Below are 18,178 nucleotides of genomic sequence, written 5' to 3'. Positions count from 1 at the left end.
TAGGCGCGGTTGATTGCTGGCGGTATATCCGGAAATCTGCATGACCTGATGGGGATTCGCCAGCAATGCCGCAGCCCACGCTGAACGACCTGACGGCCTTCCTCGCCGTGGCGGAGCATCGGAGCTTCCGCCGCGCGGCCGACGCGCTCGGCCTCTCGCCCTCGTCCCTCAGCCACACGCTGCGCGCGCTGGAGCAGGACCTCGGCGTGCGCCTGCTGAACCGCACGACGCGCAGCGTCGCGCCCACGGAGGCCGGCCAGCGCCTGGTCGAGCAGCTTCGCCCGGTGCTGACGGAGCTCGACCGGGCGCTCGGCGCCGTCGATGCGTTCCGCGGGACGCCGAGCGGCACGGTGCGGATCAACGCGCCGCGGACCGGCGCCCGCCTGCTGCTCGGGCGCGTCGCGCCGGTATTTCTCGCGCGCTTTCCCGACGTGACGCTGGACATCGTCGCGGAAGGGCGCCTCGTCGATATCGTCGCCCAGGGCTTCGATGCGGGCGTGCGCCTGGGCGAGGCGCTTCCCCAGGACATGGTCCGCGTGCCGCTCGGCGGGGAGGGCCGTTTCGTGCCGGTCGCCTCGCCGGCCTACCTGGCCCGCGCGGGAACGCCCCGCACTCCTGACGACCTGCGCCTGCACGCCTGCGTGCGCATCCGGCTGCCCAGCGGCAGGCTCTACCTCTGGGAGTTCGAGCGGCACGGGCAAGAAATGGCCGTCGACGTGCCCGGCCCGCTGATCCTGGACGACATGGAACTGATGATCGAGGCCGCTGCCGCCGGCCTGGGCATCGCCTACGTGTTCGAGCGCACGGCCGGGCCCGAGCTGGATGCGGGGCGCCTCGTCACGGTGCTCGACGAATGGTGCCCGTACATCCCGGGCATCTGCCTCTACTATCCCGAGCGCCGCCAGATGCCTCCGGCGCTGCGGGCCTTCATCGACACCGCCAGGGAGATCCTGTCCTGAGTCCGCGGGATTGCAGTGCCGGTGCCGGCCTCAGCCTGCCGACCCGAAGCGCGTCGGCGACGAAAATCAAAATTACTTTATCTCTGAATTCGATATATCCCATGTGCTTTGCGATTGGTCTTGCCGGTATTTTCGATCCTCTGATCCAATTGTCGCAACTCGGCCAAAAGAACGGCTGTCACAATTGGTCCCGTGTGTCGTAATAGAGATGCGATAGTGCAACGACTGATTGAACGGCGGGAAGGCATTCCGGGACGATGCCCGCCGACACCATCGCATCCGCTCGCCCGAAGCGGCGCGCAAGGACGCGGTTCCCCGGAACGCACCGCGCCTCGGCATGCAGGGAAGACGGCCTGACATGACGCCTACGACTTCTCATGCGACCCGTCCGGCCCATGCGCCGGACGACCCGTGGACGCGCATTGCCGCCCTGGAGGCGGAGAACGCCCGGCTCTGGCGGGCTGTCCGGGCTGCGGGCTTCGTCGGCACCTGGGACTGGGACATTCCCGGGGACCGGATCGTCGCCCGGGGCAGCCTTGTCGAGTACTACGGGGCCGATCCGGAAACGAGCCCGTGCAGCGTGGCCAGGGCCAACTATCTGGCGGCGCTCCATCCCGAGGACCGGCCGCGCGTCGAGGCCGCGATCGCGCGCGCCTTGCGCGAGGGCGGCGAGTACGGCTGCGAATACCGCCTCGTCGGCCCGGGCCGGGCCCAGCGCTGGGTGCTGTCCCAAGGTCTGTGCCAGCACGACGGGAACGGCTCCCCGATACGCTTTTCGGGCGTGGTGATGGACATCACCGACCGGAAGGAGGTCGAGGACGCGTTGCGCGAGAAGGAGCGGGCGCGGGCCGAGAGCGAGGCGACGCTGCAGGCCGTGCTGGACGCGCTTCCGGCCGGCGTGCTGATCGCGGATGCCGGCGGGGCGATCCTTCGCGACAACGCGGCGCATCGCGAGCTCTGGGGCGTCGCGCCGGAGACCACGAGCTGGGAGAAGTACGCGGACTGGGTCGGCTACTGGCCCGAGACCGGCGAACGCATCAAGGCCGAGGAATGGGCCATGTCCCGCGCCCTGCTCAAGGGCGAGGTGGTCAAGGGCGAGCTGGTGGAGTGCGAGCAGTTCCATACCGGCCGGCGGCGCTTCTACCTGAACAATGCCGCGCCCATCCGCGATGCCTCGGGCCGGATCATCGCGGGCGTCGTCGCCGAGATGGACGTCACGGACCGCCGCCGGGCCGAGGCGGAGCTGGCTGCAAGCGAGGCCCGCTTCCGGGTTCTCTTCGATGCCGCCCCGCTCGCGGCCTATGTCAGCGCGCCCGGCGACCTCAGCATCGTCGACTGCAACGAAGCCGCGGCCGAGATGCTCGGCCACACGCGCGATGCGTTGCGCGCCATGCGCCTGACGGACATCGATGCCGGGCAGGACGAGAGCCAGATCCTGGAGCGCAGGGCCGGCATGAGCGCCGGGCGCCTGCTGCGCTACGAGACGCGGCACCGCACGCGCGACGGCAGGCTCCGCGACGTCCTGATCTCGGCCGTCCCGGTGGTGCTCGACGGCAGGATGCTGTTCTACAGCTCGGTCATGGACGTGACCGAGCGGCGGGAGGCCGAGGCCCGTCTCTCGGACAGCCTGGCCCAGCTCGAGGCGATCTTCGGGACGGCGCCGGTCGGCCTGGCCCTGGTCGACCGCGGCTTCCGCTTCGTCCGGATCAACGACCACCTCGCCGCGGCGGCCGGCCTTCCCGCCGAAGGCCATATTGGGCGGACCGTCCGCGAGGTGCTGCCCGATCTCGGCGAGGGCATCGAGGCGGCCTACCGCCGCGTGATCGCCGGGGAGGACGTCCTGGACCTTGAGATCCGCGGCGCCTCGCCCATGACGGGCGATCAGCGCACCTGGCTGCTGTCCTGCCGGCTGGTCGGCGGGCAGGGGGCGGAGACCGGCGGCATCCTGTGCGCCGTGCTCGACATCACCGAGCGCAAACGGGCGGAGGAGCTGCGCGAGCTGCTCGTCAACGAGCTGAACCACCGGGTCAAGAACACTCTGGCGACCGTCCAGTCCATCGCCGCGCAGACCCTGAAGGGCGGCTGCAGCGAATCGCTCCTGTCGGTCTTCGACGAGCGGCTGCTCGCCTTCGCGAAGGCGCATGACCTTCTGACGCGCGAGAACTGGAAGGGGGCGGCGCTCAACGACGTGGTGCTGACCGCGCTCCGCCCGCACATGGAGGGCCTGCATTGCGCCCGGGTCTCGGTCGGCGGCCCGAACCTTCGCCTGAGCCCCAAGGCCGCGCTCGCCCTGGGCATGGCTTTCCACGAGCTCGCGACCAACGCCGCCAAGTACGGGGCGCTGTCGACGCGGGACGGGCACGTGGACCTGTCCTGGTCGGTGGCGGAGGGTCGGCTGCGCTTGGTGTGGCGCGAGAGCGGCGGCCCGGAGGTGGTCCCGCCGGCCCATCGCGGCTTCGGCTCGCGCCTGATCGAGCGCGGGCTCGCCCACGAGCTTCTCGGCGAGGCGGTCCTGAGCTACGAGCCCGGCGGCGTGGTCTGCCGCATCGACATGCCGTTCCCGGCCCCCGCCAGTGGGGCCGCAGCCGGGACTGTCCTGGGGACTGCCCAGGCGCACACGGCGGGACGGTACGGCTGATGCTGGCGCCTGGCTCAGTCCGGGGCCGTCGCGTCCTCGTCGTCGAGGACGAGATGATGGTCGCCATGTTCATCGGGGACGTGCTCGCCGATCTCGGCTGCGTGGTCGTCGGCATGGCCTCTCGCGCCGAGGAGGCGATCGCCCTCGTCGAGGCGCGGGAGATCGACGCCGCCGTCCTCGACATCAATCTCGGCCACGGGCACACCAGCTATCCCGTGGCCGAGGTCCTGGCGCGGCGCGGCGTCCCCTTCGCCTTCGTCACGGGCTATGGCGTGCAGGGCCTGCGCGAGGACTACCGGGACCGCCCGATCCTCGCGAAGCCCTTCAGGAACCGGGACCTCGAGCGGGTCATGGCGACGCTTCTGGGGGGCGGCTGAGGGGCTCGGCCGGCCGGGTGGCCCGTCAGGGAACGGCCAGTCAGGTGGAAGGCCGGTCAGGTGGAAGCCGGTCAGGCGGAGGGCCCGTCGATGCGCCGGGCCATGAAGTGGCGGGCGCTGCCGGGCGGGTAGCCTTCGATGGTGCCGAAGGCCCGATATCCGAGCCGCTCGTAGAAGCCGCGGGCCTGGAAGCTGAAGGTGTCGAGCCACACGCCGACGCAGCCGCGCGCCAGCGCCTCGGCCTCGGCCCGGCGCATCAGCGCGATTCCCAGTCCGCTGCCGCGCATGTCCGCGGGCAGGTAGAGCAGCTCCACGAACAGCCAGCGGAGGGAATAGCGGCCGGTCAGCCCGCCCGCGATCCGGCCGGTGTAGGGGTCCCGTACGGCGAGCTGCAGCTCGCCGCGGGGCATCTCGCCCACGGCGGCGGTATTGTGCGCGACGATGCCCTCGAGGATCGCCGCGCGAACCTCCGGTTCGACGGCGTCCGAGACCTCGATCCGCTGGTCCATGGCATCAGCCCATGCCATTCAGGTCGTCCAGCAGGGTCGCGATGCGGCCCCGGTCCGTCTGCTCCATGATCTGGCCGGCGCGGCGCGTCGCCTCGACCATGTCCAGCGTGCGCAGGCGCCGCTTGACCGCCAGCAGCGAGCCCGGCGACATGGAGAGCTCGCGGATCCCGAGGCCCACCAGCAGCGCCGTGTAGCGCGGGTCGCCCGCGATCTCGCCGCACAGGCTGATGGGGATCCCCGCCCGCTTGGCCGCCCCGGTCGCGAACTGGATCAGGCGCAGCACCGCCGGGTGCAGCGGGTCGTAGAGATAGGCCACCTGCTCGTCGCCGCGGTCGATGGCCAGCGTGTACTGCGTCAGGTCGTTGGTGCCGATCGCGAAGAAGTCGCTGCACAGCGCCAGCCCGTCGGCGGCCAGCGCCGCCCCGGGGATCTCGATCATGCAGCCCAGCGGCGGCAGCGGGTCGGCCATGGGGGTCCCCGCGGCCCTGAGCCGCGCGGCCACGCCGTGCATCATCTCGCGCACGCGCCGGACCTCGACCGGGCTGCAGATCATCGGCAGCAGGATCCGCAGTGGGCCATGGGCGCTCGCCCGCAGCATGGCGGCAAGCTGGATCTCCAGCAGCCGTGGCTCCTTCAGGCCGAGGCGCACGGCGCGCAGCCCCAGGGCCGGGTTCGCCGAGGGATGGAAATGGTCGCCCAGCGCCGATGCCAGCTTCTCGCCGCCGACGTCCAGCGTGCGCGCGGTGATGGGGCGTCCGCCCATGCCCTCGACGATGCTGCGCAGCGCCTCGTACTGCTCGTCCTCGCCGGGCAGGTCGTCGCGGTTCATGTAGAGGAACTCGGTGCGCAGCAGCCCGACGCCGGCGGCGCCGGCCTCCAGCGCGCCGGGCACGTCGCGCGGCAGCTCCAGGTTCGCCAGCAGCGCGACCTCCGTGCCGTCGCGCGTGGCCGCGGGCAGGCTCGCCAGCCGCTTGAGCTGCTCGCGCTCGGTGCGCAGGTCCTGCTGGCGCTTGCGGTAGGCCGCCAGCGTCGCCTCGCCCGGGTTGACGAAGACCCGGCCGGCGATGCCGTCGACGATCACCATGTCGCCGTTGCGCACGCCCTGGAGCAGGCCCGCCACGCCCAGCACGGCCGGAAGCCCCAGCGAGCGTGCCATGATCGCCGTGTGCCCCTCGGCCCCGCCGAGGACCGAGGCGAAGCCGGCGACCCGGGCCGGGTCCATCAGCGCCGTGTCGGCCGGGGTCAGCTCCTCGGCCAGGACGATGCTGCCCTCGGGGAGCGTCGAGAAGGGCTGGTAGCGCTGCTGCATCAGCGTCCGGATCAGCCGGGAGCCGACCTCGCGCACATCCGCGGCGCGTGCCGCGAGATAGGCATCGCCCAGCCGTTCGAAGCTCTGGGACAGGGCCGTGATCTCGTGATGGACGGCCGCCTCGGCATTCATGCGGCCGGACGAGATCCGCCGCTCCACCCCGCGCACGAGGCGCGAGCCCGTCAGCATGGACAGATGGGCGTCGAGCAGGAAGCCGATCTCCTCGGCCGCGGAGACCGGCAGCGAGGAGGCCTTCGTCTTCAGCTTGCTGATCTGGCGCCGGGCCTTTTCCAGGGCCTCGGCGAAGCGGGCCGCCTCGCCGGCGACCTCGGATTCCGCGAGCTGGCGCTCGGGCACCTGCAGCTCGCGGCTCTCGACCAGGTGGGCGGGGCCGATCGCGACGCCGGCGGAAACGCCGAGCCCGCGCAGGACCCTTTCGCCTTCGGGCGGCTTGCTCCGGTCAGTCCTCATCGAACTTGCGCTCCACCAGGTCGACCAGGGCGTCGAGCGCCTCCTGCGCCTGCGGCCCCAGGGCCGCGAGGCATATGGTGGTCCCGGGAGCGGCGGCCAGCATCATCAGGCCCATGATGGAGCGGCCCGACACGGTGGTGTCGTTGCGCGTCACCTCCACGTCGGCCTCGAACTGGGCCGCGACCTTGACGAACTTCGCCGCGGCGCGGGCGTGCAGCCCCCGCTGGTTGCGGATAGTGACCGAGCGTCCGGTGCCCGGCGCCACGTGGTCTTCCATGGTTTCAGCCGTCGGAGAGCAGCGAGGAGGCGACGTTGATGTATTTCTGGCCGGCATCGCGCGCCGCCTTGACGGCCTGGGCCAGCGTCTCGGACCGACGGACCGAGGCGAGCTTGATCAGCATGGGGAGGTTGACCCCCGCGATCACCTCGACCTTCGCCTTGTCCATGATGCTGATGGCGAGATTCGAGGGCGTGCCGCCGAACATGTCGGTCAGCACGACGACGCCGGAGCCGTCGTCCACCTCGGCCACGCTGTGCAGGATGTCGAGCCGGCGCTGCTCCATGTCGTCGTCGGGGCCGATGCACACGGCGCGCACGCGCTCCTGCTCGCCGACCACGTGCTCGAGCGCCGCGACGAACTCGTCGGCGAGATGGCCGTGGGTCACCAACACCATTCCGATCATCGGTATTCCTTCCTGGGCCGGTCCGCGGCGCCGCTCACGCGGTTCCGCTGCCGGGCCGCCACCTTTCCATGTCGCGGTGGTAGAGACCAACGCGGTATCCCTGCTCGCCCAGCCATTCCGCCAGCCGGGCCGCCACGAAGACCGAGCGGTGCCGGCCTCCGGTGCAGCCCACCGCGATGGTCAGGTAGCTCTTTCCCTCGCGCGCGTAGCGCGGCAGCAGCGGCTGCAGCAGATCCTTCAGATGGGTGAAGAAGCCGGGATAATCCGGGTCCGAGGCGACCTTGCGCGCCACCGGCTCGTCCAGGCCGGACAGGGGGCGCAGCTCGGGGTCGTAGTGGGGATTGTCCAGGAACCGGACGTCGAAGAGAAGGTCCGCCTCGCGCGGGACGCCGAGGCGGAAGGAGAAGCTTGTCACGAAGACGTGGATCGGCGAATCGGCGCTCAGCCGAAGGTGGCCCGCCACCAGGCGGCGCAGGTCCGCGGTCGAGAGCAGCGAGGTGTCGAGCGTCAGGTCCGCGCGCAGGCGCAGCGGCCAGAGGATCTCGCGCTCGCGCCGGATGCCGTCCATCACCGGGCGGTCGTTGGCCTGCGGATGGCGCCGCCGCGTCTCGGTGAAGCGGCGCTGCAGCACCTCGTCGGCGCAGTCCAGGAAGACCAGCCGGACCCAGAGGTCGGTCCGCGCGGAGAGCTCGTCCAGCCGGGCGGTCAGCGCCGCGGCCGTGAAGGCGCGGGTTCGGCTGTCGACCACCAGCGCCAGCGGCCGGCCCGCGGCCTCGCCCGGCGGCACCAGGGCGGGCAGCAGCGAGAGCGGCAGGTTGTCCACGGCCTCGTAGCCGACATCCTCCAGCGCCTTCAGCGCCGTCGAGAGCCCCGCTCCCGAAAGACCGGTCAGCAGCACGACGGGGCGCCGGCCTTCGGGCCGGCCCGGGTGGCCGCCCGCAGGCCCGCCCGCCGGCTGCTCGGGGGGAAGTTCGGTCATGACGGGACCGGAGCCAGCGTTCCCGCGCCGACGCGCTCGGCGGCGATCCTGACCTTCGCGGGGGTCGAGGCGTGGAAGGGCGCCAGGGCGACGCGGCGCACCGGGCGGCCCAGCACCTCCTCGACCTCGATCTCGGGCAGGCGCTCGACGCGGTCCTCGGGGACGAGATCGACCAAAAGGCCGAGCGGCGCCTCGGCGACGCAGTCGAAGCGCAGGATGCCAAGCCCGCGTACCTCCAGCAGGCCGCGCAGCGCCGGTGGCGCCCCGGCCATCGGGCCGGACGGCCCGGCCGAAAGAAGGACCTGGTCGTCGGCGACCAGACGGCCGCCGCCGTCGATCAGACGCAAGGCCAGATCGGACTTCCCGCTCCCTGAAGGGCCGCGCAGAAGGACTCCCGTTCCGGACAGCAGCACGCAGGTCCCATGCACACGTCGCATTGTGTGCGGAGGGTGCGTCCGCCGTCCGTCGGAGTCAATGGCGCCCTAAGGATTGCCCGATCAGTGCAAGCGGAACTCCGCGTCCAGGAAGCGCATCTCGCCGGGCGAGATGATCCTGTTGTTCGCGACGCGGACCGAATGCAGCCGCCCTTCGAGCTCGCGCTCCCAGAAGGTCAGGAACCGCCTCAGGACGGGGAATTCGGGGGCCAGGTCCAGGTCCTGCCAGACATAGCTCTGCAGCAGGTTCGGATGATCCGGCATGTGGTAGAGGATCTCTGCCACGGTCAGTCGGTAGTTCTCGAGCTGCGGCTTCAAGGTGCCCATCCGGTTCTCCCTCGTGGTTTCTGCGATGGCGATCCGATCCTGCCCCCTTCTTTCGGATCAGCTTGCCACCGACCCCTTCCGAGATCAACAAAGCCGAATGAAATCAGATCCTTAGCAGCCGGCACGACAGAGTGCTGACAACCCTCTTGAACTCCGTTTCGGCTTGGATTAGATCGTTGGCACTCGCCGCTCAGGAGTGCCAACCGGGGCTCCGGCGGCGCCGCTATCCCGCATACGGATTTGGGGAGGTCGTTTCATGAAGTTCCGTCCGCTGCATGACCGGGTGGTCGTCCGTCGCATCGAGGCCGACCAGAAGACCCCGGGCGGCATCATCATTCCCGACACCGCGAAGGAGAAGCCCCAGGAGGGCGAGGTCGTCGCGGTCGGCCCGGGCGCGCGCGACGAGTCCGGCAAGGTGAACCCGCTCGAGGTCAAGGCGGGCGACCGCATCCTCTTCGGCAAGTGGTCGGGGACCGAGGTCAAGATCGACGGCGTCGATTACCTGATCATGAAGGAGTCCGACATCCTCGGCGTGCTCGAGGGTGTTGCCGCCACCGCCAAGGCCGCCTGATCCAGGGGCCACTGAGAAAGCGAGGACACGAAGATGGCTGCCAAGGACGTTAAGTTTTCGACGGAAGCCCGCAACAAGATGCTGCGGGGCGTCGACATTCTGGCTGATGCGGTGAAGGTCACGCTGGGTCCGAAGGGCCGCAACGTCGTGATCGAGAAGAGCTTCGGCGCGCCGCGCATCACCAAGGACGGCGTCACCGTCGCCAAGGAGATCGAGCTCTCCGACAAGTTCGAGAACATGGGCGCGCAGATGGTGCGCGAGGTCGCCAGCAAGACCAACGACCTGGCCGGCGACGGCACCACCACCGCGACCGTGCTGGCCCAGGCCATCGTGCGCGAGGGCGCCAAGTCGGTGGCCGCCGGCATGAACCCCATGGACCTCAAGCGCGGCGTCGACATGGCCGTCGAGGCCGTGGTCGCCGACATCAAGGCGCGTTCGCGCAAGGTCGCGACCAACGAGGAGGTCGCGCAGGTCGGCACGATCTCGGCCAACGGCGAGCGCGAGATCGGCGAGATGATCGCCCGCGCCATGGAGAAGGTCGGCAACGAGGGCGTGATCACGGTCGAGGAGGCCAAGAGCCTGGAGACCGAGCTCGAGGTCGTCGAGGGCATGCAGTTCGACCGCGGCTATCTGAGCCCGTACTTCGTGACCAACCCCGACAAGATGATCGCGGAGCTGGAGAACCCCTACATCCTGCTGCACGAGAAGAAGCTCTCGGGCCTGCAGGCGCTGCTGCCGGTTCTCGAGAGCGTGGTGCAGTCGGGCCGTCCGCTGCTGATCGTCGCCGAGGACGTCGAGGGCGAGGCGCTGGCCACCCTGGTCGTCAACCGCCTGCGCGGCGGCCTGAAGGTCGCGGCGGTGAAGGCGCCGGGCTTCGGTGACCGCCGCAAGGCGATGCTGGAGGACATGGCGATCCTGACCGGCGGCCAGGTGATCTCCGAGGATCTCGGCATCAAGCTCGAGAACGTCACGGTCGACATGCTCGGCACCGCCAAGAAGGTCCAGATCTCCAAGGAGGAGACCACGATCGTCGACGGCGCAGGCCAGCGTGCCGACATCGAGGCGCGGATCAAGCAGATCAAGCAGCAGATCGAGGAGACGACCTCGGACTACGACCGCGAGAAGCTGCAGGAGCGCTTGGCCAAGCTGGCGGGCGGCGTCGCGGTGATCCGCGTCGGCGGCGCCACCGAGGTCGAGGTGAAGGAGCGCAAGGACCGCGTCGATGACGCCATGCACGCGACCCGCGCGGCCGTGGAGGAGGGCATCGTCGCCGGCGGCGGCGTCGCGCTGCTCTACGCCATCAAGGCGCTGGACGCGCTGAAGCCCACCAACGACGACCAGCGGGTCGGCATCGAGATCGTCCGCCGCGCGCTCCAGGCGCCGGTGCGCCAGATCGCGAACAACGCCGGCACCGACGGCTCCATCGTGGTCGGCAAGCTGCTGGACCAGAAGGACGTGAACTTCGGGTTCAACGCCCAGACCAACGAATACGGCGACATGTTCAAGTTCGGCGTGATCGACCCCACCAAGGTCGTCCGCACCGCGCTCCAGGACGCCGCGTCGGTCGCCAGCCTGCTGATCACCACCGAGGCGATGGTCGCCGAGAAGCCCAAGAAGGAAGCCGCCCCCGCCGGCGGCCCCGGCGCGGGCATGGGCGACATGGACTTCTGATCGGGAACCGCCGATCGGGGACTTCCTATCAGGAGCGTCCCCGTCGCTTCCGAGGGGCCGCCGGGAGACCGGCGGCCCCTTCTTTTCTGCGCTTTCCGTTGCATTCCGCAGAGGAATTTGCGCCTAGTGTTCGGTGGGCAGACGGGATCGGCGCGGACGATGAGCGGCAAGGACGAGGATGGCAAGGATCCGGAGTTCGAGAGCCTGATCCAGTTCATCCAGGAGGCCCGGGGGCTCGATTTCCGGGGCTACAAGCGGACCAGCCTGCGCAGGCGTATCCTGCGCCGGATGGAGCAGATCGGCTGCGACGACTTCAACCGATACCACGACATCCTGGAGGCGGACCCGCAGGAGTTCCTGCACCTGCTCGACACCGTGCTGATCAACGTCACGGCCTTCTTCCGCGACCCCGAGGGATGGGAGGTCCTGCGGCGCGACGTGATCCCGCGCATCGTCGAGAAGCGCAAGTCCGGCCCGATCCGCGTCTGGAGCGTCGGCTGCGCCTCGGGCGAGGAGCCCTATTCGCTGGCCATGCTGTTCGCCGAGGAGCTCGGCCTGGAAGCCTTCTGCAAGCGCGTCAAGATCTACGCGACCGATCTCGACGAGAGCGCCCTGGGCACGGCGCGCCACGCGGTCTATTCCACGCGCGAGGTCGAGAACGTGCCGGCGGACCTGCTGGAGCGGTATTTCGAGCGCACCAACAGCCACTACGTCTTCCAGCGCGAGCTCCGCAAATGCGTGATCTTCGGCCGGCACAACATCGTGACGGACGCGCCGATCTCGCGCATCGACCTGCTGACCTGCCGGAACCTGCTGATCTACCTGGAGGCCGAGACCCAGAACGCGGTGCTGCCGCGGCTGCACTATTCGCTGGTGAACGACGGCTATATGTTCCTCGGCAAGGCCGAGACGCAGCTCGCGCGCTCGAAGCTGTTCGAGCCCGTGGACCTCAAGCACCGGATCTTCCGCAAGGTCGCGCAGGAATGGCGGCGCAGCCTGGGCGGCAGCGTCGCCCTGGCGTCCGAGGCGGCCCAGAACCGCCCGACGCTGCAGGCCCGGCTGATGGAGGCGATCGTCGACACCAGCCCTTCGGCCTATCTCGCCATCAACCCCGAAGGGCTGCTGGTCTTCGCGAGCACCATGGCGCGGCGCCTGCTCGAGATCGGCGAGGGCGACCTGGGGCGGCCCTTCCAGGACCTGGCGGTCTCCTACCGGCCGACCGAGCTGCGCTCCCGGATCGAGGAGGTGAACCGCACCGGACGGAGCATCCGGATCGAGCACCAGGACTTTCCGCGCCAGGGCTCCGAGCCCATGCGCCTGACCATCGAGGTCTCATCGCTGCAGGGACGGGACGGCAAGGCCTTCGCCACGCTGCTGTCCTTCGCGGACACGACGCGCACCTTCCTGCTCCAGCAGGAGCTGGAGGCCGCCCAGGAAAGCCTCGAGACCACCATCGAGGAGCTTCAGTCCGCCAACGAGGAGCTGGAGACCACGAACGAGGAGCTCCAGTCCACGAACGAGGAGCTGGAGACCACGAACGAGGAGCTCCAGTCCACGAACGAGGAGCTGGAGACCATGAACGAGGAGCTCCGCTCCGCCAATGAGGAGCTGGAGGTCGCAAACGAGGAGCTTCGACGCCACTCCGAGGAATCCGGCGAGTACCGCCGCTATTCCGAAGCGGTCCTGCGCAGCATGGATGTCGGCATCATCGTGCTGGCGCCGGACTACGAGGTCCGGTCCTGGAACCGGTGGTGCGAGAACGCCTGGGGCCTGCGCAGCGAGGAGGTGACCGGCGGCAACTTCTTCGCCCTCGATATCGGCCTGCCGGTCCAGCGCCTGCGCCCGGATATCCGGCGCGTCCTCGAGAACGCGGACGCGCAGCCCCAGGTCACGCTGGACGCCCTCGACCGGCGGGGGCGGAAGATCCAGTGCCGGGTGCGCCTGACTCCGCTGCTGATCGAGACGCGCAGCCCGAAAGGCGTGGTGCTGATCATCGAGGACATCACCGAACAGTCCCGCGCCGAGGAATTCACGCGGTATCTCGGCCGCGTGATCGGCGAATCCCTGAACGAGGTCTATTTCCTGGACCCCGCGACGCTCCGCTTCGCGCTGGTCAACCGGGGCGCCGAGGAGCGGCTGGGCTACACGCTCTCGCAGCTTCGCCAGATGCCGATCACCGCGCTGATCCCAGGCGTGCAGGAAGAGGAGCTTCGAAGTTTCATCGAGCCCGTGCTGTCGGGCAGGAAGGAGGACATGGTCTTCGAGACGCGCATGCAGACCCGCGATGGCCGGCAGCGGCCGGTCGAGATGTGCCTCCAGTACCTTGAGGGCGAGCAGCCGCCGATCCTGGTGGCGATCGTGCACGACACGACCGAGCGCAAGGTGCTCACCGAGGCCGGCGGCCGAGGCTGACATTTCCCCATCGTCCCTATGATCCGGTGACACGCCCGGGGGGACGTGCGAGGTTGGCGGCGCGGCCTTGCAAGGCCGCGCCCGATCACGGGGACTGCCATGGCCAGGAAGAGATCCGTTGCCGCGCGTCCTTGGGTCCTGGCGGGGATCGCACCGGACGGATTCCTGGTCCGGCGCGTCGAGGCGGCGGCAGCCAGGGACGGTATGGCGGTCGATGCCTGGGTGGAGCGCTGGCTGGCGACGGTCCTGCGCCACCATTACGGCCCGGTGCGCGACGAGGGCGACCGGTCGCAGACGCCGCAGACGTTGATCGGACAGAGCGTCGCTGCCCGCGCCGACATCCAGCGAAATCTCACGGCCATGTCGGAGCAGTTGAGCCGCCTCTCCCGGGCCGTCGGGATCGCGCACGCCCAGGTCGAGGGCGTCGAGAGGGAAGTCCACGGGCTGGAGAAGGACGTCAGCGTCACCAGCGAGGCGATCCAACGTCTTCCGGTCAACCTCCGCGGCCGGGGGCAATGAAGGTCCGCGACGGCGGACCGGCTCGGGGCCGTGGACTCAGGAGCCGCGTGCCGGCCCGGTGTCGCCTTCGAAGCCGGATTGGCCGATCTCCCGCTCGATCATGCGCTGCTCCGCGTCGGAGGTGCGGCTGTCCTCCTGCTGCTGGCGGATGGCTTCGGCCAGGCCGCGCGTCTCTTCGTTGAGCCGCCGCGCCTGCTCCATCGCGCGCCGTGCCTCTTCCATCGCCTCGCGCGCGTCCTCCGCATAGGCCCGGGCATCCTCGGCCGCGCGGCGCGCGGTCTCGGCCTCCTCGCGCAGTGACTCTCCCGTGCGGCGGCCCTCCTCGGCGATCTCGCGCTGGGCTTCGGACCTCTGGCGGTCTGCCTCGGCATTCTCCATGCGCGTGAAGGTCTCGGCCCTGTGCTGCTCGGCGCCTTCGGCGTCCCGACTGTCCCGGTTGCGAGTGGTCATCGATCTCATCCACTTCCGGTGGCCGCAAGCCCGGCAGGGCAGGTTCCTCGTCCGAAGTCCTGTGGCGATCCGCCAGGCCATTTCGATGCCGCAGCCGCACCCGCGGCTGGAGGCTGTTGCGGACGCCACGGAGCGTGCCCCGCTGGCATACGCCCGAATGTCTTCTCCCTACCGGCCCACCAGCCTGTTAGGTCCGGTAGCCCCGGAGAGGAATGCATGCGCATCGTCATCGTGGAGAATAACGCGCTCGTTGCAAAGGGGCTTGAGCTTACCTTGCGCAATCTCGAGCATCAGGTCTGCGACGTGGCCGGCACCGCCGCGGCGGCTCTGGCCGCGATCGAACGGCACCGGCCGGACGTCATCACCTGCGATGTCGACCTCGGGTCCGGCGGCTCCGGCGTCGACGTGGCGCGCGCGGCCTATGAGCGATGGAACATCCGGGCCCTCTTCATCGCCGCCGTCGTGGACGAGGTGCTCATGGCGTCGACAGGGACCCTGGAGCCCTTGGGCTATCTGGTGAAAGGCCATTTCGGTCGCGGGCTGTCGGCCGGGACCTTCGACGAGGCGCTCGAACGTGCTCTCGGATCCGGCCTGCAATCGCGCAGCACAGCCGGGGATTGCCGCGATCTCCTGCGTGCTTCGGTTGTTGACCGCGGACAAGGGCTACAGTTATCGGGCGGCTCGCCGCGCTGCGTCGTTCACGGGTCCAGGCAACCGGACGGTCCTGACAGGGAGGTGCGGCGAGGCATGAAGGAAAACGGGCGCACGACGGAGACGGTCGACGATCTGCGGGAGGCGGTGGAAGCCAGGGACGCCTTCATCGCGGTTACGGCGCACGAGCTCCGGAATCCCATCTTCGCCCTGGCCCTTCTCGTGGACCAGGCCCAGAAGGCCGCAATCGTCGAAGGTGCCGGGAAGACGGCCGAGCGGTTGGAGCTGGTCCGGCTCGCCCTGGACAGCTACGTCGCGCGCGCGACGACCCTCCTGGATGTCTCCCGCGTCAATGCCGGGGCCATGCACCTGGACATCGAGGAGGTGGATCTTGCCGCCATCCTTCGCCAGGTCGTCGGCACGCATGCACCGCACGCGAAGCTCAATGAGACGTCCCTCCACCTGGACGCCCCGGAACACCTGCGCGGGTGCTGGGACCGGCTGGCGGTCGAGCAGGTCGCCGCGAACCTCGTGTCCAATGCGATCAAGTATGGCGCCGGCGATCCCGTGGACATCGTCCTGGCGGAGGAGGAGGGGGAGGCACGCCTGGTCGTGCGCGACCGCGGCATCGGCATCGCGCCCGAGGACCAGCAGCGCATTTTCGAACGGTTCGAACGTGTCGCGGTCCGCAGCGCACGCAGCGGCTTCGGGGTCGGCCTGTGGCTCGTCCGGCGCCTGGTCGAAGCGCATGGCGGCACGATCACGATCGAGAGCGTGCCTGGCGAAGGTTCGACCTTCACGGTCGGCCTCCCGCTCAACCGAACTCAAGCTTAGCGGAGGCGCTCATGGCGGGTCAGGATCGCGAACCGGGCATCGAGCGGTTTCCCAGCGGCATACCCGGGCTGGACGAGATCCTGAGAGGCGGCCTCCTGGTCGGCGCCGCCTACATCGTCAATGGCGTGCCGGGCGCGGGCAAGACCATCCTGGCCAACCAGATCTGCTTCAACCACGTCGCCGGCGGCGGGCGTGCCGTCTACCTGACCCTGCTGGCCGAGCTGCACACGCGCATGCTCCAGCACCTGCGGCCGATGTCGTTCTTCGACGAGCAGGCGATCCCGGACCGCCTTACCTATCTCGGGGCCTTCAAGGTCCTGGAGGAGGAAGGGCTCGGGGGATTGCTCGACCTGCTGCAGCGGGAAATGCGCGGGGCTGGAGCGACGCTGATGATCCTGGACGGGCTCGTCGCCGCGGAGGAGGCGGCCCCCTCGCCACGCGAGTTCAAGAAATTCGTCCACGAGCTTCAGATCCATGCCGCTGCCAACGGGTGCACCGTGCTGCTCCTGACCACGGGGGGCATAGGGCAGATCAGCCCCGAGCACACCATGGTGGACGGGATCATCGAGCTCGACGACGAACTCTTCGGTGTCCGCACCGCGCGCAGTCTCCAGGTCCGCAAGTTCCGGGGCTCCGGCTTTCTGCGCGGGCGCCATGCGTTCCGGATCACGTCCGACGGTCTCGTCGTGCATCCGCGTATCGAGGCCATCTTCGCAATGCCTTCGCGCCGGGACCGACCTCCGGTCGCACGGGTCTCGACCGGGACCGAGGGCCTGGACCGGATGCTTGGAGGGGGACTGATCGCCGGCACCACCACGATCGTCATGGGGCCTACGGGCATTGGGAAGACGACGCTGGGTTTCCACTTCCTCTCGGGCGCAACAGCCGAGGAGCCCGGCCTCTTCTTCGGCTTCTACGAAACGCCCGAACGCCTTCGGCTCAGCGCCAGGGAGAAGGGCATCGACCTCGAAGGCCTGGAAGCCCGGGGCGCGGTGGAGATCGTCTGGCAGCCGCAGGGGGAGCACGCCCTGGACGAGCTCGGGCACCGGCTCCTCGATGCCGTCCTGCGGCGTGGCGCGCACCGGCTGTTCCTGGACGGCGTCGGCGGGCTCCTCGAATCCGCGATCCATCCGGATCGCATCAGCCGGTACATCTCGGTGCTCGCGAACGAGATCCGGGCGCTCGGCGTGACCTCGATTCTCACGATGGAAACGCGCGAGATCGTGGCGCCCACCGTCCAGGTGCCGATCAACGGCATCTCGTCATTGTCCGAGGGATTGATCGTCCTGCGCTACACGGAGCTGGACGCCGCGCTCCTCCGGACAGCATCGGTCCTGAAGATCCGGGACAGCGATTTCGATCCGCGCCTGCACGTCTATGAGATCACCGGCAAGGGGCTGCACATCCTCGGACCCTATCGGGAGCGCTACGAGGAAATCCTGAGCGGGTCCGCGCACAGGCGACCGGAACCGCCGGCGGCCGCCAACCCGGGCGAGGAATGAGCCGATGCGCACGGTCCTCCTGGTCGAGGATGAGTTCGGCATCGCGGATGTCCTGGCACGCGTGCTCGAGGACGAGGGATACCGGGTGGTGACGGCCGGGAACGGGCGCCGCGGGCTCGAGCGGCTGGCCGAGTCGAAGCCGGACCTGGTGGTGCTCGACTTCATGATGCCCGTGACGGACGGGGCGGCCATGGGCAGGGCCATGCGCGCGGACCCCGCCTATGCCGGGATCCCGATCATCATGATGAGCGCGGTGTCGGAGGCCACGGTGCGCGCGCGTTTCGACGGCTACACCGCCTTCATCCGCAAGCCGTTCCTCGTTCCCCGCTTCCTGGACCTGATCGCCCGCACGCTCGGCCAGTGATTCCAGCGGCCTCAGGGGGCGCTGAAGATCCATGGGCCGCAGGCAAGGCCCCTAGCTTTCCCCGGCTGGTTTCCGGCGGTCGGAATGGCCCAGCGGCCTGTCCGGGGCGACGAGGTCGCGCACCCGCTGCTTCAGCTCGGCCGCGTCCGGGAAGCGGCCCTCATCCTTGCGGGACCACAGGATGTCGGCGCCGACCCTGACCACGAAGACGCCGCCGGTCCCCGGGACCAGCGTAACCCCGCCGAGCTCCTCCTCGAAGGTCGTCAGGAGCTCCTGCGCCATCCAGGCGGCGCGCAACAGCCAGCGGCACTGCCGGCAGTACTCGATCTCGACACGTGGCTTGTCGGGCATGGGCTCCGCTCCGGCTGCTCTGCCTTGCGATCATAGGGCATCGCCGGCGAGATGGCGCAGGGCAAGCCGGGCCGTCGGTGCGGCGTGCCCGCTCATTCCATGCGCGCGCGGCGCGTGCGGGCGGCCCGGGACGCACGCCGGCCGCTTCGGGCGAGACGTGCTGGACC

19 protein-coding genes are annotated in these 18,178 nt (G+C 69.6%); 10 read left to right on the top strand and 9 right to left on the bottom strand.

All coding sequences use genetic code 11. The annotated features are described in order from the left end of the window. The first annotated feature begins 65 nt into the window (after positions 1–65). From JUB13_RS23630 to JUB13_RS23620, 3 genes are all read left to right on the top strand, one after another. Entirely contained in the window at positions 66–959 is an 894-nt protein-coding gene (locus tag JUB13_RS23630) for a LysR family transcriptional regulator (RefSeq protein WP_207483327.1), read from the top strand. Between the two features lie 358 nt (positions 960–1,317). Next, positions 1,318–3,597, top strand: a complete 2,280-nt coding sequence (locus JUB13_RS23625) for a PAS domain-containing sensor histidine kinase (protein WP_207483325.1) — start codon at positions 1,318–1,320, stop codon at positions 3,595–3,597. Further along, a complete protein-coding gene (locus JUB13_RS23620) occupies positions 3,597–3,974 on the top strand; it encodes a response regulator (protein WP_207483323.1) in 378 nt (125 codons plus the stop codon). Before JUB13_RS23625 ends, JUB13_RS23620 begins: the two co-directional genes overlap by 1 nt. A 71-nt stretch (positions 3,975–4,045) precedes the next feature. Here JUB13_RS23620 and JUB13_RS23615 read toward each other — a convergent pair whose 3' ends face one another. Genes JUB13_RS23615 through JUB13_RS23585 form a run of 7 tightly spaced genes read right to left on the bottom strand, consistent with a single transcriptional unit; the run spans position 4,046 to position 8,686 of the window. Next, entirely contained in the window at positions 4,046–4,501 is a 456-nt protein-coding gene (locus JUB13_RS23615) for a GNAT family N-acetyltransferase (RefSeq protein ID WP_207483321.1), read from the bottom strand. Next, positions 4,488–6,263 (bottom strand): phosphoenolpyruvate--protein phosphotransferase, encoded by a 1,776-nt coding sequence (gene ptsP, locus JUB13_RS23610; protein ID WP_207483319.1) that lies wholly within the window; start codon positions 6,261–6,263, stop codon positions 4,488–4,490. The genes JUB13_RS23615 and ptsP overlap by 14 nt, the downstream gene beginning before the upstream one ends. Beyond that, positions 6,253–6,540, bottom strand: a complete 288-nt coding sequence (locus JUB13_RS23605) for an HPr family phosphocarrier protein (RefSeq protein WP_207483317.1) — start codon at positions 6,538–6,540, stop codon at positions 6,253–6,255. The genes ptsP and JUB13_RS23605 overlap by 11 nt, the downstream gene beginning before the upstream one ends. A 4-nt stretch (positions 6,541–6,544) precedes the next feature. Then, positions 6,545–6,946, bottom strand: coding sequence for a PTS sugar transporter subunit IIA (locus JUB13_RS23600; protein ID WP_207483314.1), 402 nt, complete (start codon positions 6,944–6,946; stop codon positions 6,545–6,547). Between the two features lie 34 nt (positions 6,947–6,980). Continuing rightward, entirely contained in the window at positions 6,981–7,925 is a 945-nt protein-coding gene (gene rapZ / locus JUB13_RS23595) for an RNase adapter RapZ (protein ID WP_207483312.1), read from the bottom strand. After that, positions 7,922–8,362: an HPr kinase/phosphorylase gene (locus JUB13_RS23590; protein WP_207483310.1), complete on the bottom strand. Its 441-nt coding sequence runs from the start codon at positions 8,360–8,362 to the stop codon at positions 7,922–7,924. The genes rapZ and JUB13_RS23590 overlap by 4 nt, the downstream gene beginning before the upstream one ends. Positions 8,363–8,422: 60 nt before the next feature. Further along, entirely contained in the window at positions 8,423–8,686 is a 264-nt protein-coding gene (locus tag JUB13_RS23585; RefSeq protein WP_207483308.1) for an usg protein, read from the bottom strand. Between the two features lie 256 nt (positions 8,687–8,942). On the opposite strand from JUB13_RS23585, the gene groES reads away from it, so the two are divergent. The 4 genes from groES (at position 8,943) to JUB13_RS23565 (ending at position 13,859) form a co-directional block, all read left to right on the top strand. Then, the gene (groES, locus tag JUB13_RS23580; RefSeq protein ID WP_207483306.1) at positions 8,943–9,257 is read left to right on the top strand and encodes a co-chaperone GroES; all 315 of its coding nucleotides are present in this window, start codon (positions 8,943–8,945) and stop codon (positions 9,255–9,257) included. 33 nt (positions 9,258–9,290) lie between these two features. Then, positions 9,291–10,928: a chaperonin GroEL gene (gene groL, locus JUB13_RS23575; RefSeq protein ID WP_207483304.1), complete on the top strand. Its 1,638-nt coding sequence runs from the start codon at positions 9,291–9,293 to the stop codon at positions 10,926–10,928. A 159-nt stretch (positions 10,929–11,087) separates the two neighbouring features. After that, the gene (locus JUB13_RS23570) at positions 11,088–13,340 is read left to right on the top strand and encodes a CheR family methyltransferase (RefSeq protein WP_207483302.1); all 2,253 of its coding nucleotides are present in this window, start codon (positions 11,088–11,090) and stop codon (positions 13,338–13,340) included. 99 nt (positions 13,341–13,439) lie between these two features. Beyond that, on the top strand, positions 13,440–13,859 hold the full coding sequence (locus JUB13_RS23565; RefSeq protein WP_207483300.1) for a hypothetical protein: 420 nt from the start codon (positions 13,440–13,442) through the stop codon (positions 13,857–13,859). A gap of 36 nt (positions 13,860–13,895) precedes the next feature. Here the strand turns inward: JUB13_RS23565 and JUB13_RS23560 are convergent, their stop codons facing one another. Next, on the bottom strand, positions 13,896–14,309 hold the full coding sequence (locus JUB13_RS23560; protein WP_207483298.1) for a hypothetical protein: 414 nt from the start codon (positions 14,307–14,309) through the stop codon (positions 13,896–13,898). A 216-nt stretch (positions 14,310–14,525) separates the two neighbouring features. On the opposite strand from JUB13_RS23560, the gene JUB13_RS23555 reads away from it, so the two are divergent. The 3 genes from JUB13_RS23555 to JUB13_RS23545 are packed head-to-tail and all read left to right on the top strand — an operon-like array spanning position 14,526 to position 17,660. Continuing rightward, positions 14,526–15,794, top strand: a complete 1,269-nt coding sequence (locus JUB13_RS23555; protein ID WP_207483295.1) for a hybrid sensor histidine kinase/response regulator — start codon at positions 14,526–14,528, stop codon at positions 15,792–15,794. Positions 15,795–15,805: 11 nt separating this feature from the next. Next, the gene (locus JUB13_RS23550) at positions 15,806–17,296 is read left to right on the top strand and encodes an ATPase domain-containing protein (RefSeq protein ID WP_207483293.1); all 1,491 of its coding nucleotides are present in this window, start codon (positions 15,806–15,808) and stop codon (positions 17,294–17,296) included. A gap of 4 nt (positions 17,297–17,300) precedes the next feature. Then, positions 17,301–17,660, top strand: a complete 360-nt coding sequence (locus JUB13_RS23545) for a response regulator (protein ID WP_207483291.1) — start codon at positions 17,301–17,303, stop codon at positions 17,658–17,660. A gap of 51 nt (positions 17,661–17,711) precedes the next feature. Here the strand turns inward: JUB13_RS23545 and JUB13_RS23540 are convergent, their stop codons facing one another. Beyond that, a complete protein-coding gene (locus tag JUB13_RS23540; protein ID WP_207483289.1) occupies positions 17,712–18,011 on the bottom strand; it encodes a SelT/SelW/SelH family protein in 300 nt (99 codons plus the stop codon). Positions 18,012–18,178: the final 167 nt, after the last annotated feature.

This window comes from Arenibaculum pallidiluteum (genome assembly GCF_017355985.1).
Taxonomy (GTDB): domain Bacteria; phylum Pseudomonadota; class Alphaproteobacteria; order Azospirillales; family Azospirillaceae; genus Arenibaculum; species Arenibaculum pallidiluteum.
The sequence above is the reverse complement of the archived record's forward strand: the minus strand, read 5'-3'. Positions and strand labels throughout refer to the sequence as shown.